Origin of the sequence: Octadecabacter temperatus (assembly GCF_001187845.1) — a bacterium.
GTDB lineage: Bacteria > Pseudomonadota > Alphaproteobacteria > Rhodobacterales > Rhodobacteraceae > Octadecabacter > Octadecabacter temperatus.
On record NZ_CP012160.1, the window covers coordinates 3,034,736 to 3,049,662 of the forward strand.

At 55.0% G+C, this 14,927-nt stretch carries 15 protein-coding genes; 7 read left to right on the plus strand and 8 right to left on the minus strand.

Going from position 1 to position 14,927, the window contains the following annotated elements:
• Positions 1-23: 23 nt before the first annotated feature.
• Positions 24-1,127 (plus strand): chorismate synthase, encoded by a 1,104-nt coding sequence (gene aroC / locus OSB_RS15265; protein WP_049835795.1) that lies wholly within the window; start codon positions 24-26, stop codon positions 1,125-1,127.
• Here aroC and OSB_RS15270 read toward each other — a convergent pair.
• The 5 genes from OSB_RS15270 to OSB_RS15290 form a co-directional block, all read right to left on the minus strand.
• Positions 1,124-1,534: a thioredoxin family protein gene (locus OSB_RS15270; RefSeq protein ID WP_049835796.1), complete on the minus strand. Its 411-nt coding sequence runs from the start codon at positions 1,532-1,534 to the stop codon at positions 1,124-1,126. The two genes, aroC and OSB_RS15270, sit on opposite strands and share 4 nt — an antisense overlap.
• 13 nt (positions 1,535-1,547) lie before the next feature.
• Positions 1,548-2,261, minus strand: coding sequence for a cytochrome c biogenesis CcdA family protein (locus OSB_RS15275; RefSeq protein WP_049835797.1), 714 nt, complete (start codon positions 2,259-2,261; stop codon positions 1,548-1,550).
• Positions 2,262-2,299: 38 nt separating this feature from the next.
• Complete coding sequence (locus OSB_RS15280) at positions 2,300-3,175, minus strand: DMT family transporter (protein ID WP_049836207.1); 876 nt, start codon at positions 3,173-3,175, stop codon at positions 2,300-2,302.
• Positions 3,176-3,248: 73 nt separating this feature from the next.
• Positions 3,249-3,539, minus strand: a complete 291-nt coding sequence (locus tag OSB_RS15285; RefSeq protein ID WP_049836208.1) for an HU family DNA-binding protein — start codon at positions 3,537-3,539, stop codon at positions 3,249-3,251.
• A 139-nt stretch (positions 3,540-3,678) separates the two neighbouring features.
• Complete coding sequence (locus OSB_RS15290; protein ID WP_049835798.1) at positions 3,679-5,157, minus strand: AMP nucleosidase; 1,479 nt, start codon at positions 5,155-5,157, stop codon at positions 3,679-3,681.
• A 214-nt stretch (positions 5,158-5,371) separates the two neighbouring features.
• On the opposite strand from OSB_RS15290, the gene OSB_RS15295 reads away from it, so the two are divergent.
• The 4 genes from OSB_RS15295 to OSB_RS15310 all read left to right on the plus strand — a co-directional run bounded on the left by OSB_RS15295 (position 5,372) and on the right by OSB_RS15310 (position 10,178).
• Positions 5,372-6,127: a class II aldolase and adducin N-terminal domain-containing protein gene (locus OSB_RS15295; RefSeq protein WP_049835799.1), complete on the plus strand. Its 756-nt coding sequence runs from the start codon at positions 5,372-5,374 to the stop codon at positions 6,125-6,127.
• 100 nt (positions 6,128-6,227) lie between these two features.
• Complete coding sequence (locus tag OSB_RS15300) at positions 6,228-7,391, plus strand: acyl-CoA dehydrogenase family protein (protein ID WP_049835800.1); 1,164 nt, start codon at positions 6,228-6,230, stop codon at positions 7,389-7,391.
• Positions 7,388-9,403, plus strand: coding sequence for an acetate--CoA ligase family protein (locus OSB_RS15305; RefSeq protein ID WP_049835801.1), 2,016 nt, complete (start codon positions 7,388-7,390; stop codon positions 9,401-9,403). The genes OSB_RS15300 and OSB_RS15305 overlap by 4 nt, the downstream gene beginning before the upstream one ends.
• Positions 9,396-10,178, plus strand: coding sequence for a carnitinyl-CoA dehydratase (locus OSB_RS15310; protein ID WP_049835802.1), 783 nt, complete (start codon positions 9,396-9,398; stop codon positions 10,176-10,178). Before OSB_RS15305 ends, OSB_RS15310 begins: the two co-directional genes overlap by 8 nt.
• Here OSB_RS15310 and aroQ read toward each other — a convergent pair whose 3' ends face one another.
• Positions 10,179-10,610, minus strand: a complete 432-nt coding sequence (aroQ, locus tag OSB_RS15315) for a type II 3-dehydroquinate dehydratase (protein WP_049835803.1) — start codon at positions 10,608-10,610, stop codon at positions 10,179-10,181.
• Positions 10,611-10,648: 38 nt separating this feature from the next.
• Complete coding sequence (locus tag OSB_RS15320) at positions 10,649-11,269, minus strand: class I SAM-dependent DNA methyltransferase (protein WP_049835804.1); 621 nt, start codon at positions 11,267-11,269, stop codon at positions 10,649-10,651.
• A gap of 53 nt (positions 11,270-11,322) precedes the next feature.
• Here OSB_RS15320 and OSB_RS15325 point away from each other — a divergent pair, with 53 nt between their 5' ends.
• Together OSB_RS15325 and OSB_RS15330 are read left to right on the plus strand one after the other, a co-directional pair.
• On the plus strand, positions 11,323-12,180 hold the full coding sequence (locus OSB_RS15325; RefSeq protein WP_049835805.1) for an SDR family oxidoreductase: 858 nt from the start codon (positions 11,323-11,325) through the stop codon (positions 12,178-12,180).
• Positions 12,181-12,238: 58 nt separating this feature from the next.
• Positions 12,239-13,006 carry an ion transporter gene (locus OSB_RS15330; protein ID WP_049835806.1) on the plus strand — a complete coding sequence of 256 codons (768 nt, stop codon included), beginning with the start codon at positions 12,239-12,241 and terminating at the stop codon, positions 13,004-13,006.
• Positions 13,007-13,009: 3 nt separating this feature from the next.
• On the opposite strand, the gene dxs is transcribed toward OSB_RS15330, so the two are convergent.
• Positions 13,010-14,917 (minus strand): 1-deoxy-D-xylulose-5-phosphate synthase, encoded by a 1,908-nt coding sequence (gene dxs / locus OSB_RS15335; protein ID WP_049835807.1) that lies wholly within the window; start codon positions 14,915-14,917, stop codon positions 13,010-13,012.
• Positions 14,918-14,927: the final 10 nt, after the last annotated feature.

The following is a 14,927-nucleotide window of genomic DNA, read 5'->3' on the forward strand; positions in this document are numbered from 1 at the left end:
CAAGCCCCAACAAGGAGCCATTCATGTCGTTCAACAGCTACGGTCATCTTTTCCGCGTCACCACTTGGGGCGAAAGCCACGGACCCGCCTTGGGTGCAACTGTTGACGGCTGCCCTCCCGGTGTTCCGTTGACGGCTCCGATGATCCAACAATGGCTCGATAAGCGTCGCCCGGGTCAGAATAAAATGACCACACAGCGCAACGAGCCTGATGCGGTCAAAATCCTGTCCGGCGTCTATGAAGACAAAACCACAGGCACGCCTATCCAATTGATGATCGAAAACACCGATCAACGATCCAAGGACTACGGCGACATCCTGAACACCTTCCGCCCCGGTCATGCGGATATTACGTACCACCAAAAATACGGTCTTCGTGACCCACGTGGTGGCGGCCGCAGTTCAGCGCGTGAAACCGCGTCCCGTGTTGCAGCGGGTGGCGTGGCACGTGAAGCCATCAAAGCGCTGGCCCCGAACGTCGAGATCAAAGGCTACATGGTTCAGATGGGCGAAAAGCACATCGAACGTTCACGCTTTGATTGGGACGCGATTGAAGGCAACGATTTTTGGTGCCCCGATGCTGGCGTCGTGGACGAGTGGACTGATTACATCAACTGGCTTCGCAAGGACGATCACAACTCGGTTGGCGCAATGATCGAAGTCGTGGCACGAAATGTTCCTGCCGGTATCGGCGCGCCGGTTTACGGCAAGTTAGACACTGATTTGTCCGCCGCAATGATGTCTATCAATGCTGTCAAAGGCGTCGAGATCGGCGAAGGTATGGCCGCTGCGGCCTTGACAGGTCGTGCAAACGCGGACGAGATTTTCATGGGTCCGAACGGTCCTGAATATTCAAGCAACCATGCTGGCGGCATCCTTGGCGGTATTTCCACGGGCCAAGACATTGTGGTGCGTTTCGCTGTGAAACCAACGTCCAGCATCCTCAGCCCGCGCGCATCAATCCGTATGGATGGCACCCCAACGGAAGTCGTCACCAAGGGCCGTCATGACCCCTGTGTTGGCATCCGTGCAGTTCCCGTGGGTGAAGCAATGATGGCCGCTGTTATCCTCGATCACATTTTGCTGGACCGAGGACAGACAGGCGGCACGCGCGGCCAGATCGGTTAAGCTGTCGCTGCGTTCAGGGCTATGTCCATAAGCTCTTGAATATCGGCCGGAGATGTACGTGCGACGATGCGTCCAAGCTCGTCCTCACCCTTCAAAACAACCAACGTGGAACGACGCGGGATATTCAGTTCACGAACCAGACGCGAGCGCCCGAATTCGTCCCAATCAACGTCGATGAACGTGATAGCTTCTTCGTAAGAGCTGCTTTCAGCTTTGATGTTGTTGATGACACGTTCCTGCGCGCGGCACGTTGTGCACCACGACGCCTTAAAGTCGAGGAATACAGTTTCGCCAGCAGCCAATCGTTCCCGAACCAAGCCTTCTCTGTACGCCAGTCCTTTGGCTTGAGCTGCGAACGGGATCAGTGTTGTCGCGCCAGCGGCGATCAAGAATTCTCTACGTTTCATTTCGTATTCCTTTCTAAAAGCGGACCGACAGGTCCTGTAACCAGTATGGAAGATTGTCCAAAAGCCAGATTTCGGCATATTTGTGCAGCCCAAAGGCAAGCACGAGGCCGGTGAGGATGAACAAGACACCCATCGCGGGTCGGGCTTTCGCAGCAGTAGTACGCAGCCAGTCACGGCGATTGCGTATCGCCGCCTGCGCGCCGTAGGCCAGCAACAAGATGATGGTAGAGATTCCAAGCGCGAAGAACAGCATGATCAGTGTCGCCCAACCAAGGCTTTCACCCGTAGACGCTAACGCAATTGCACCGCCAAGTGTGGGGCCAACACATGGCACCCAAACAGCACCAAGCAACATCCCCCCAAAGAACTGACCGCGCAAACCGCTGCGGTCCAGATCATCAAGTTGTTCATCTGCGGCTGTCGCCATACCGCCAGTGGCTGAAGCGAACTTGTCCGCAAAACGTGGGACCAGCATCATGACGCCAAAGGCAATCATCAACAGCGCCCCGACAAAGGCGACCATATCGGTATCAATGCCCAGAACGCGGCCGAAGGCTGCAATGCCGACACCTAGCAGCACAAACGAAAGGCTAAGCCCAGCACACAGCGCGATGGGGCCAGCGCGGCTTACTTGCAGCGCACTTGCCAAAACAATCGGCAAGATCGGCAGAACACATGGGTTTATTAGTGTGAGCAACCCAGCGACATATGCGAATATCAATTCCATTGCGGCAATCTATGCCGCGCAGGTTCGCCGCTGTCACTTCACAAGGACGTTGGCTTTTGTTTCGACATTTGAACGGCCAAAATACCAACCGTGATAATCAACACCCCGATGATATCCATCGATCCCATCTTTTCCCCTAAAAGAACGGCGGCAATCAGCACGCCGAAGAAGGGGGTAAGAAAGTGAAAAACCGCGGCAGGTGTCGCTCCGATGCGATCCACCAACAGAAACCAGACCAACGTCGCAAGCAGGCCAGGTACGATCACAGTATAGCTGAACGCGACTGCAAGTTGCCAATTCCACGTGACGTCGAACGTCTCAAACGCCAAGGCAGGGCCCCATAAGATCGCGCTGCCGACAAACATCTGCAATGACACCACCATCAAGAAATTGCCGCCCGAGGACGCACCGCGCACCGCGAGCGTTGCGACCGTCAGTGAAACGACGCTAATCGCACAAAGGGCAATTCCATACAGGTCCACATCCCCTTGCAGCCGTGCGCCCATAATCAAGACCACACCGACCACACCCGCCAACAAGCCAATCACACCCAATGGCCTAATCTTCTCACCGAAAACGGCCCAGCTCGCGAAGGCTGCAAGCAGAGGCATCGTTGACGCGATAATTGCCGCAAGAGAGGCTTCAATGGTCTGCATCGCGATGAAATTTAGACCCAAATACAGCCCATTTTGCGTGATGCCGAAAACGACTACAGCAATCCATTGCTTGCGCGTTAAGCGCCAGTTTTGACCGATCGCAAGGGCAATCAATATGCCGATGATACCCGATACCAAGAACCTTAGCGCGAGCGCATGTAACGGCGGCGCGTACTGCACGATCACCCGCGCAGAGGTGAACGCCGACGCCCACATAATGCCGAATGCGACGCCCATTAGGATGGCTTTGGTATCAATACTTTTCATGAGTACCTCAAACGAAAAAGGGCCGCCGAAGCCGGCGACCCTTAACTAGAAAAGCGGATCAGCCTTAGCCGTTCACGCTGTCCTTGAGTGCTTTCGCGATTGTCATTTTGACAACCTTGTCTGCGTCTTTTTTGATCTGCTCGCCAGTTGCTGGGTTGCGAACCATACGCTCAGGACGCTCACGGCAATAAATTTTGCCAACTCCTGGAAGCGTAACAGCGCCACCGCCGGAAACTTCGCGTGTGATCAGGCCAACAATCGCGTCCAGTGCTGCGGAAGCGGATTTCTTGTCTGTACCCATGTCCTCAGCAAGTGTTGCAACCAGCTGTGTCTTTGTCATTGGTTTCGTAGCCATCTTCATTCTCCTCGTTCTGCCCATTTATTGAGCTTCTTACTCAGTCATTAAACTGTATGTGGCTATGTTCCACAACGAATAGTGGCACATTACAAGTGTAAAACTGCATATTGTGTGGAAATACGCGAATAATCCCCGATTATAGGAAGGCGGTTTCCTCAAAAGAGCGCAATTTCCGGCTGTGAATGCGTTCAAGCGGCATCCCGCGCAAGTGCTCCATCGCGCGAATTCCGATCATCAAATGCCGCGAAACCTGCGTTTTATAGAAATCTGACGCCATGCCCGGAAGCTTTAATTCACCATGCAATGGCTTGTCAGAAACGCACAGCAACGTCCCATAAGGCACGCGGAACCGGAAACCATTGGCCGCAATTGTTGCGCTTTCCATATCCAACCCGATAGCGCGTGACTGACTTAAACGTTGAACAGGACCGGATTGATCCCGCAGTTCCCAGTTACGGTTATCAATCGTCGCGACCGTCCCTGTCCGCATAATGCGCTTAAGGTCATAACCGGAAAGCTCGGTGACAGAAGCCACGGCTTCCTCAAGCGCGATCTGAATTTCGGCAAGTGCGGGGATAGGCATCCAAACGGGTAGATCGTCGTCCAGCACGTGATCCTCGCGCAGATACCCATGCGCGAGAACGAAATCGCCAAGGCGTTGAGAGTTGCGAAGGCCGGCACAGTGCCCAACCATCAACCAAGCATGCGGACGCAGAACCGCGATGTGATCCGTCGCCGTTTTTGCGTTACTTGGCCCGACGCCGATGTTCACAAGCGTGATCCCACCCTGCCCTTCGCGACACAAATGATACGTTGGCATCTGCGGCATCTTTTGCGGCACTGTCAGCGGTGCGTCAGGGTCTGTAATCACCTGATTGCCAGTGCTGACAAACGACGTGTATCCGCTATCTGGATCGGCAAGCATCTTTCGGGCGTATGCTTCGAATTCTTCGACGTAGAATTGGTAGTTGGTAAACAGAACGTGGTTCTGAAAATGCTCAGCCTTCGTTGCCGTGTAATGCTGCAAACGCGCGAGCGAGTAGTCGATTCGCTGGGCCGTAAACGGTGCCAGCGGGCTCGACCCGTCTTGGTGAAGAAAATCGACACCATTCACGATGTCATCGTTCGTCGTGGCAAGATCAGGCACATCAAAGACGTCCCGCAACGTGAATTTCAGCGCCCCTTCCTGCGGCACCGCGATCTCACCTGAAACGGCGAAATGCATCGGCATCGGGGTCATCGAAACGCCGATCACAACAGGTTCGTCGTGGTTTTCGATCAACAAGCCAATCTGCTGCTCCAAGTACCCTTCAAACAGGTCGGGCCGCGTGACTGTGGTTGAGTATATCCCTGGGCCCGCAACATGGCCAAAACTTAGTCGTGAATCGGTCTGCGCAAAGGTGGTCGTGCGAATTCGAATTTCAGGGTAGAACGCGCGGAACCGCGTATCGGGCCGCGCGCCTGCAACGTTTTCAGAAAAGGTCTCAGACAGAAACTTAACCGCGATCTGGTAAAGTTCCTGCAGTCGCTTAACGGCCGCCTTCGGGTCTCTGAATTCCTTCGCTTCGGGTACTTCAGGTGAGACAACGGGCAAATGTGCGTCAGATTTCATCATGGGATGAGCCTCCGTATGTTTTTATTCTTATTCGTCACGAAAAAGGCCGCAGAACAAGCTGCGGCGGTATTCGTCAAATGTATCTGTGTATTCATGCACCATATTGCCACCAGAATATGACACTCCGCAAGTCCCGGCGGTTGGCCCCCAAATGTCGCTTTTCCTCTAGCCAACGTCCTTGTCCTCGTGTTGGTTGCTTCCAAGGAGAGCTGGAATGTCTGTCACTGATCTTAAAACAAACCTGTCCAACTGGCAGGAACGGGTTGATCTCGCAGCTGCGTTCAGATGGACCGAGCGCTTGAACATGCACGAAGGTGTCGCGAACCACTTTAGCCTCGCCATCAATGACGACGGCACCAAATTCCTGATGAACCCCAATCAAATGCATTTCAGCCGGATCAAAGCCTCTGACATGATTGTAGTGGATGCGAACGATCCGGAAACGCTGACCGGGCCAAATGCGCCGGATCCAACCGCTTGGGGTCTTCACGGTGGTATTCACCGCCACTGCCCCCACGCCCGCTGCGCCATGCACGTGCACTCAATCCACGCGACGGTATTGGCAACGCTTCAGGACAGCCGCCTTCTGCCCGTCGATCAAAACTGCGCGACGTTCTTTAACCGCTACGTGATTGATGACCACTATGGTGGCTTGGCCTTTGAAGAAGAAGGCGAGCGTTGCGCAGGTCTTCTGTCCGATCCAAAGCAAAAGGTCATGATCATGGGCAACCATGGCATCATGATTATTGGCGAAACTGTCGCCGAAACCTTCAACCGCCTCTATTATTTTGAGCGCGCCGCTGAGACCTACATCCGCGCACTTCAAACCGGCCAACCCCTTCGCGTACTGTCCGACGAGATCGCTGAAAAAACGGCGCAAGAACTGGAAGACTACCCAGAACAAGACCAACGCCACCTTGCGGAACTCAAGGCAATTCTCGACGAAGAAGGCTCTAACTATGCGGCATAAGTCAGACATTGACGATCCGCGCCGCTGGACCAGCACACGGCGTTTGGCGTGGGGAAGCAGAGACTAGCTCTGCATTTTCCTCACACTAAAGGTATGTCCAATGACAACTTACGGCCTAACAGACGAACACGCGATGATCGCGGACACAGTCCGCAGCTTCGTTGAAAAAGAAATCTATCCTCACGAAGACCTTGTTGAACGCACTGGCGAAGTTCCGCAAGAAATCGCAGACGAGATCAAGCGCAAGACAATCGAGCTTGGATTTTACGCCTGCAACTTCCCTGAAAGCGCAGGCGGGGCGGGGCTAAACCATGTTGAATTCGCTTTAGTAGAACGCGAGCTTGGCCGCGGTTCAATGGCGCTCAATCATTTCTTCGGGCGGCCCCAGAATATTCTGATGGCCTGCGAAGGTGAACAGATTGAACGTTACCGTGACCCCGCCATTCGCGGCGAACGTATGGACGCCCTCGCCATGACAGAGCCAGGGGCGGGCAGTGACGTGCGCGGCATGAAATGCGCTGCGGTGCGCGATGGCGGCGATTGGGTTCTGAACGGCACCAAACACTTCATTTCCGGCGCCGAACACGCGGACTTCATCATTGTATTTGTCGCCACAGGCGAGGACCAAACCCCGCGTGGCCCAAAAAAACGCATCACCACGTTCCTAGTCGATCGTGACACCCCCGGTTTCACGATCCGCGATGGCTATAAGTCCGTCTCGCACCGTGGCTATAAAAACATGATCCTCGACTTTGACGACTGCCGCCTACCCGATGCGCAGGTTCTAGGCGAAGTCGACGGTGGCTTCGCAGTCATGAACGAATGGCTTTATGCGACGCGAATTACAGTGGCGACAATGTCGGTCGGTCGGGCGCGCCGCGTCTTTGATTATGCGCTCGATTATGCCGCTGAACGCGAACAATTCGGCCAAAAGATCGGCAAGTTCCAAGGTATCAGCTTTCAACTTGCCGATATGATCACCGAAATCGATGCAGCTGATCTGCTCACTCTCGCTGCGGCTGATCGCCTCGACAAAGGTCTTCCCGCAAATCGCGAAATCGCCAGCGCGAAACTATATGCCTCTGAAATGTTGTCTCGTGTCACTGACGCCGCCATCCAAGTCCATGGCGGCATGGGTTTAATGGATGACTATCCCCTTGAACGGTTCTGGCGCGACGCTCGTGTTGAACGCATCTGGGATGGCACGTCAGAAATTCAACGCCACATCATTAGCCGTGAAATGCTACGGGCACTCGGCGCATGAAACGCGATTTTTCGAGACTGTTCCGGCCCAAAAGCGTCGCCGTCATTGGTGGCGGCGCTTGGTGCCGCGCCGTTACTGAGCAACTGTTGAAGGCGGATTTTGGGGGTGAAATCTGGCCCATTCACCCAAGTCACGACAAGATTTGCGGCCTAAAGGCCTACCCAACCGCTCTTGATCTTCCGGAACCTCCTGACGCTGTTTTCATCGGGATCAATCGCGATGCAACGATTGGTGTTGTCGAACGTTTGGCCCGAATGGGTGCAGGTGGTGCCGTGTGCTTTGCCAGCGGGTTCAGTGAAACCGAAGATGGGCATGACGCAAACGCACGGCTTCTTAAGGCCGCCGGCGATATGCCAATCCTCGGGCCCAATTGCTACGGTATGATAAACGCACTCGACGGTGTGTCCCTCTGGCCGGATCAGCACGGGTGCCTCCCTGTCGAGCACGGCGTTGCGATCCTGACGCAAAGCTCAAACATCGCGATTAACCTTACGATGCAACAACGCGGCCTGCCGATCGCATACGTCGTCACCTGCGGCAACCAAGCTCAGCTTTCCGAAGCGCAGATTGCGGATGCCCTTCTGGATGATCCTCGAGTCACGGCAATCGGCCTGCACATTGAAGGGTTCAGCGACCTACCTGCGTGGCAAGCCCTCGCACGGAAAGCCCACGCGAAAAACATCCCGCTCGTGGCGCTCAAGGTCGGAAAATCCGTTGAGGCGCAGAACGCGACCATTTCTCATACCGCCTCGCTCGCCGGCAGTGACGCTGGCGCTAATGCACTTCTGGATCACTTGGGCATCGCGCGCGTAGACAGCCTGCCAACCCTAATTGAAACATTAAAAATCCTCCACATTTCTGGGCCACTACCCTCGGGTCGCATCGCCTCGATCAGTTGTTCAGGTGGCGAGGCGAGCCTGATTGCGGACATGGCGCACGGCACAAGCCTGTCGTTCCCGCCGCTGACCGATACTCAGTCAAAAGGCCTATCTTCAGCGCTGGGCCCAAAGGTCGCCTTGGCAAATCCGCTTGACTATCACACCTACATTTGGCGCGACACAGAAGCGATGACACGTGCGTTTTCCGCCATGATAGAGTCTCATCTGGCGATTACGTTCCTCATTGTCGACTTCCCTCGTTCCGATATCTGCGATCCCTCAGATTGGGAATGTGTGATACAAGCCGCGCTCAGTACGCGCCGCGCAACGCGTGGCACCGTGGCTATGGTCGCGACCCTACCGGAACTCCTGCCAGAAGACGTCGCGCGTCGACTTATGGAAGGCGGCGTTATCCCACTCAACGGGTTGGCCGAGGCGCTTGCCGCAACCGAGGCCGCGCAGGTCCGCTCGCCTCACGACGCTGACCTCATTGTTCCATCAAATGTCGAAGTTGCCGAAACCTTATCCGAGGCCAATGCGAAACAAGCTTTGGCACTTGCTGGCGTCACGGTTCCTAGCTTGCGCACTGGCGACATCGAAAAACTTGCTTCGCACGCCGACGAAACCACAGGCTTATACGTGCTAAAATCCGTCGGTATCGCCCATAAAAGCGAAACAGGCGGTGTCGCGTTATCCCTTACGGACGGGGACGCAGTTCGTTCGGCGGGTGCTAAGATGGCCTCCGAAACTTTCATCCTTGAAGAGATGATTACAGCTGCAGTCGCTGAAATCCTTATCGGTGTAGTCAAAGATCCTGCACACGGGTTCATCATGACCATCGGCGCGGGTGGGGTTTTTACCGAACTCCTGAAAGATTCCGCTTCGATTCTTCTTCCCACAACGCGATCTAACCTAAAACAGACTCTAAACCGCCTGAAAGTGGTTAGAATTCTCGATGGTTACCGCAACCAACCTGCTGGCAATATCGACGCCCTTCTTGATGCGTGCGAAGCAATTCAAGCCTATGTTCTTGCCAATCTTCCCACCATTGAAGAGGTTGAAGTTAACCCTCTTATCATCACTCAGACGCGCGCAGTCGCCGTTGATGCCCTCATAAGGAAACGCCATGACTAACCCGATAAAAACCCGACGCGAAGGCGCTATCCTCGAAGTCACGCTAGATCGCCCCAAAGCAAATGCGATCGATCTACAAACCAGCCGCATAATGGGCGAAGTCTTTGCCGACTTTCGCGATGATCCCGAATTGCGCGTCGCCATCCTGACGGGTGCTGGGGAAAAGTTTTTCTGCCCTGGCTGGGATTTGAAGGCCGCTGCTGACGGCGATGCGGTTGATGGTGACTACGGCATCGGTGGTTTTGGCGGTCTGCAAGAACTGCGGGACATGAACAAACCGGTTATCGCAGCTGTGAACGGCATTTGCTGTGGTGGTGGGTTAGAATTGGCGCTTTCAGCCGACATCATTCTTGCGGCCGACCATGCAACGTTTGCATTGCCCGAAATTCGTTCTGGAACCGTTGCGGATGCGGCGTCTGTTAAGCTTCCCAAGCGCATTCCTTATCACATCGCGATGGAACTTCTGCTCACAGGCCGTTGGTTTGATACCGACGAAGCGCTGAATTGGGGTCTTATCAACCACGTTCACCCAGCAGGCGACCTGATGGCACAAGCATGGGACATGGCGCGCCTTTTGGCGTCCGGCCCACCACTGGTCTATGCCGCAATCAAAGAAGTCGTGCGCGACGCCGAGGATTCAAAGTTCCAAGACGCAATGAACCGCATCACAAAGCGGCAGCTAGGATCGATAGATCGACTCTATTCCAGCGAAGATCAGCTTGAAGGCGCAAAAGCGTTTGCCGAAAAACGTGACCCCGTCTGGAAAGGCCGCTAGCTACAGGCGTTCCGCCAGCATCCTCAACGCTTGCTGGTATCCGTCAACACCTTGCCCGATGATAACCTCGTCCGAGCGATAGGACACAAACGAATGGTGCCGAAACTCTTCGCGTTTGTGGATGTCTGAGATGTGTACCTCGATCACAGGCCCATCAAACATGTTCAGCGCATCCAATATCGCGACAGAGGTGTGCGTGTAGGCGGCAGGATTAATCACGATTCCAGCCACGTCTGCCCGCGCACCTTGAATCCAATCGACCAGTTGCCCTTCATGGTTTGACTGTAAGCACGTCACGTCAAATCCCAACGTTGTGCCCAGCGCGACCGCATCGCGTTCCACGTCGGCCAATGTCGCGTGACCGTAAAGCTCCGGCTGGCGCGTGCCCAGAAGGTTCAAGTTCGGCCCGTTGAGAAGAAGGATCTGTTTCATGGCGCGACCTAACGAAATTGAGAGTGAGTTAGCAAGGTTCAGGCTTTGCTAAATATCAAAAGTCGCGCAATGTCGTAGCGATGCGACAGGTCAGCCTTGTCGCTATAAATGCGTACATCCTCATATGCGAAGTCAGTTATATCCGACTCGACTTCATCCAACAGCGCGCTGAAGCCGGCGCTTTCAAAGTGTTTCGCGTTCACGGAAATCACAAACAAACACCCCGTTTCCGCGACTTCGAGCAAGGGTGGAATGCCGTCGGGCCCCACGTGCCCCATCGTGAACGTTCCAGCACTAATGATCCCACGATATGGCCCAATCGAAAGCGATTTAGTGACATCCCCAGCGATCGTATCACGATAGACACCTTTGGACTTCGCAACGCTCAGCATCTCATCAGACAGATCAAGCGCATCAATCGGTCCAACACCTGCTGCGAGTAACCCCTCACCAACAAGCCCCGTACCCGCGCCAACATCCAGAACGGGACCTTCCCCGCCGGCGGCCGTGAACACCCTCACCACTTCGCGCGGCGACAGATACCCCTGCGCCTCGCCAAAGTCGCTGTCATAAGTTTCCGCCCATTCCGCATAAAGGCGCTTGGCTTCTTCGGGCGTGTTCAACGCATATGCGCTTTCTAGATCCGGTTCATCTGACATGAAATGAACCTAACACACCTTGCACCGCGACGCAGCCTGCGCCACGAAAGGGCATGACAAAAACACTTCTCTCATTTGGCCACGGTTATTCAGCGCAGGCGCTTTCTGCGCTTCTGCCGGACGATTGGCGCATCATCGGCACCACCCGTAGCGAGGACAAAGCTGCTTCATTGATGAGCGGCGGGATTGAGCCGCGTATTTGGCCCGGTGCCGACCTTACCCCCGCCCTCAACGCCGCGACGCACCTCCTTATTTCTGCCGGACCTAGCGAGGCGGGTGATCCTGTTCTCAATGAGCTTCGCGCAGAAATCGCAGCGCGGCGGGATCAATTCGAATGGGTCGGTTACCTGTCGACCACCGGTGTTTATGGGGACCACAATGGTGGTTGGGTCGATGAAACGACCCCCCTCGCCCCGTCCACCAAACGTGGGCAAATGCGCGTGGATGCTGAAGCCGCGTGGCAATCCTTAGACCTGCCTTTGCATATCTTTCGCCTTGCCGGAATATACGGCCCGGGTCGCGGGCCATTCGCCAAGGTGCGCAATGGAACAGCACGGCGCATCATTAAACAGGGCCAAGTCTTCAGTCGGATTCATGTCGAGGACATCGCGCAAATCCTTGCCGCATCTATCGCGAAACCAAACCCCGGTGCGATCTATAATCTATGCGACGATGACGCCGCCCCACCTGAAAATGTGATCGCCCACGCGGCTGAATTGCTTGGCATGCCAATCCCACCCGCACAGGATTTCGAAACTGCCGACATGACCCCAATGGCGCGCAGTTTTTATGCCGAGAGCAAGAAAGTCCGTAACGACCGAATTAAGTCCGAGCTTGGCATAACCCTGAAGTATCCTAACTACCGTGTTGGGCTTGCAGCACTGCTCGCTGCAGATCAGAGAACCCAATAGGCCCACTTGCCCTTGAGTCACTCAATTGCGATATGCAGGACAAGCAATGAGGACGCCCATGACACTTCGTGAAAAGACCGCCGCTTTCATCGACTCGCCGAGGTTTCGCAACTTCATCATCGGCGTCATCGTTTTCAATGCGGTGATCCTTGGTCTGGAAACGTCCAAGCCCCTAATGGCAGCCGTCGGACCCTTCATTCACGCCCTCGACGTGATCTGCCTCTACATCTTCGTCGTAGAGATCGTCTTGAAACTCTTTGCGCACCACTTTCGGTTCTTCAAATCCGGTTGGAATATCTTCGATTTTATCATCGTCGGAATCGCGCTGGTTCCGGCCGCGCAATCCATGTCGGTACTACGTGCATTGCGTATCCTGCGGGTGCTACGGATCATTTCAGCAACGCCAAGCCTACGCCGCGTTGTTGAAGGTTTTCTAAAGGCGCTACCAGGAATGGGCAGCGTCTTTATTCTCATGTCGCTGATCTTCTACATCGGCGCTGTCATGGCAACGAAACTGTTTGGCGACAGCTTCCCAGACTGGTTTGGCACATTGGGCGCGTCCGGTTATTCGCTGTTCCAGATCATGACGCTGGAAAGCTGGTCCATGGGCATCGTGCGCCCCGTGATGGAAGTTTACGAATATGCGTGGGCGTTCTTCGTCCCCTTCATCATGGTGACAACCTTCGCCGTGGTGAACCTGTTGGTCGGCTTGATCGTAAACTCAATGTCCGAAACAGCGTCCGAGGAATCCAACGCCGCAACAGACAGCTACCGTGATGAGGTTTTGGCCCGCCTAGAAGCTATCGAGAAACGTTTGCCGAAATAGCAATCAGGCGCGTTTACCGATCACATCAACGCCCATCACGTCCAACACTTTCGCCTCGATTTGCTCTGCGTTCATGCCAGCAACTTCATACATGTCGCGCGGTCCAGCCTGATCAATAAAGATGTCCGGCAATACCATCGAGCGGAACTTTAGCCCATGATCAAACACACCTTCATCCGCCAACAACTGCGCCACATGTGAGCCGAACCCACCAACAGCGCCCTCTTCTACGGTAATCAATGCGTCGTGGTCAGCGGCAAGCTTAAGGATCATATCGCGGTCCAGCGGCTTGGCAAAACGTGCATCAGCGACCGTCGGCGTAATGCCTTTGGCTGTCAGCGCCTCACAGGCCTTTTCAACCTCCTGCAGGCGTGTCCCGAAGGATAGGATCGCAACGCGCGCGCCCTCACGGATCATCCGCCCTTTGCCGATTTCAAGCGGCACCGCATCATCAGGAATTTCGACACCAACACCTTCGCCGCGTGGAAAGCGAAACGCGATAGGGCCATCGTCATGCGCCACGGCAGTCGCAACCATGCGCACCAACTCAGCCTCATCTGCGGCGGCCATTACGACGAACCCGGGAAGGTTGCTCAGAAACGCGACATCAAACGATCCCGCGTGGGTCGCACCATCCGCGCCAACCAGCCCAGCGCGATCAATCGCAAAGCGAACAGGCAAACGTTGGATCGCAACATCATGCACGATTTGGTCATAGCCACGCTGCAAGAACGTGGAATACAGCGTGCAAAACGGTTTCATTCCACCAGCCGCAAGGCCTGCACAAAACGTCACCGCGTGCTGTTCGGCAATCCCGACATCAAAACAACGGCTGGTAAAACGGCTCATGAAACGGTCAAGCCCTGTGCCATCCGGCATCGCAGCTGTCACCGCAACGACCTTGTCGTCTTTGGTCGCTTCCTTAATCAGGCTTTCCGCGAACACAGACGTGTAGGACGGAGCATTGCTAGGCGTCTTTTTCTGCTCTCCCGTGACCACATCAAACTTCGCCGTGGCATGACCACGGTCTGCACGGTGCTCAGCGTAGCCCTTACCCTTTTTGGTAATCGCATGGATCAAGATCGGCCCCGTTGCACGGGTTTTCACGGTACGCAAAACCGACAACAGCTGTTCCATATCGTGACCATCAATCGGCCCTACATAAGAAAAACCAAGTTCTTCAAACAACGTCCCACCGACGGTCATACCCTTCAGCATTTCCTTGGCACGCCGCGCACCCTCTTGGAACGGTTCAGGCAGAAACGAGACAGCACCCTTGGCCGCTGCCTTGAATTCTTGAAACGGATTACCCGCATAAAGTCGCGACAAATACGAAGACATCGCGCCAACAGGCGGTGCAATCGACATCTCGTTATCGTTCAAAATGACGATCAGACGCTTGTTCAGATGCCCCGCGTTATTCATCGCTTCATACGCCATGCCCGCAGACATCGACCCATCACCAATCACGGCAATCGCATCACCACCCTCGCCCCCAAGATCACGCGCAACGGCGAACCCCAAAGCAGCAGAAATAGACGTACTGGAATGCGCCGCGCCAAAGCAATCATACGGGGACTCAGATCGTTTCGTGAAACCTGACAACCCATCTTTCTGGCGCAACGTGCGGATACGATCCCGTCGCCCCGTCAGAATTTTATGCGGGTAACACTGGTGCGAGACATCCCAAACGATCTTGTCCTTGGGCGCTTCAAACACCGCATGCAACGCAACCGTCAGCTCAACCACACCAAGGCCTGCACCCAAATGCCCACCCGTTTCGGACACAGCCGAAATCGTCTCCGTCCGCAATTCATCGGCAAGCGTGCTCAGTTGTGCATCGCTCAGCCCATTTAGGTCGCTGGGCAGATCAACTTGATCCAACAGGGGTGTCTTGGGTCTCTCAGCCATAACTGGCGTC

Coding starts and splice junctions, on each gene's coding strand:
- OSB_RS15330 (WP_049835806.1), top strand. CDS start 12,239: ATGACACTTCGTGAAAAGACCGCCGCTTTCATCGACTCGCCGAGGTTT.
- OSB_RS15270 (WP_049835796.1), bottom strand. CDS start 1,534: ATGAAACGTAGAGAATTCTTGATCGCCGCTGGCGCGACAACACTGATC.
- OSB_RS15325 (WP_049835805.1), top strand. CDS start 11,323: ATGACAAAAACACTTCTCTCATTTGGCCACGGTTATTCAGCGCAGGCG.
- aroC (WP_049835795.1), top strand. CDS start 24: ATGTCGTTCAACAGCTACGGTCATCTTTTCCGCGTCACCACTTGGGGC.
- OSB_RS15290 (WP_049835798.1), bottom strand. CDS start 5,157: ATGATGAAATCTGACGCACATTTGCCCGTTGTCTCACCTGAAGTACCC.
- OSB_RS15285 (WP_049836208.1), bottom strand. CDS start 3,539: ATGGCTACGAAACCAATGACAAAGACACAGCTGGTTGCAACACTTGCT.
- OSB_RS15275 (WP_049835797.1), bottom strand. CDS start 2,261: ATGGAATTGATATTCGCATATGTCGCTGGGTTGCTCACACTAATAAAC.
- OSB_RS15310 (WP_049835802.1), top strand. CDS start 9,396: ATGACTAACCCGATAAAAACCCGACGCGAAGGCGCTATCCTCGAAGTC.
- OSB_RS15300 (WP_049835800.1), top strand. CDS start 6,228: ATGACAACTTACGGCCTAACAGACGAACACGCGATGATCGCGGACACA.
- OSB_RS15320 (WP_049835804.1), bottom strand. CDS start 11,269: ATGTCAGATGAACCGGATCTAGAAAGCGCATATGCGTTGAACACGCCC.
- OSB_RS15295 (WP_049835799.1), top strand. CDS start 5,372: ATGTCTGTCACTGATCTTAAAACAAACCTGTCCAACTGGCAGGAACGG.
- aroQ (WP_049835803.1), bottom strand. CDS start 10,610: ATGAAACAGATCCTTCTTCTCAACGGGCCGAACTTGAACCTTCTGGGC.
- OSB_RS15305 (WP_049835801.1), top strand. CDS start 7,388: ATGAAACGCGATTTTTCGAGACTGTTCCGGCCCAAAAGCGTCGCCGTC.
- dxs (WP_049835807.1), bottom strand. CDS start 14,917: ATGGCTGAGAGACCCAAGACACCCCTGTTGGATCAAGTTGATCTGCCC.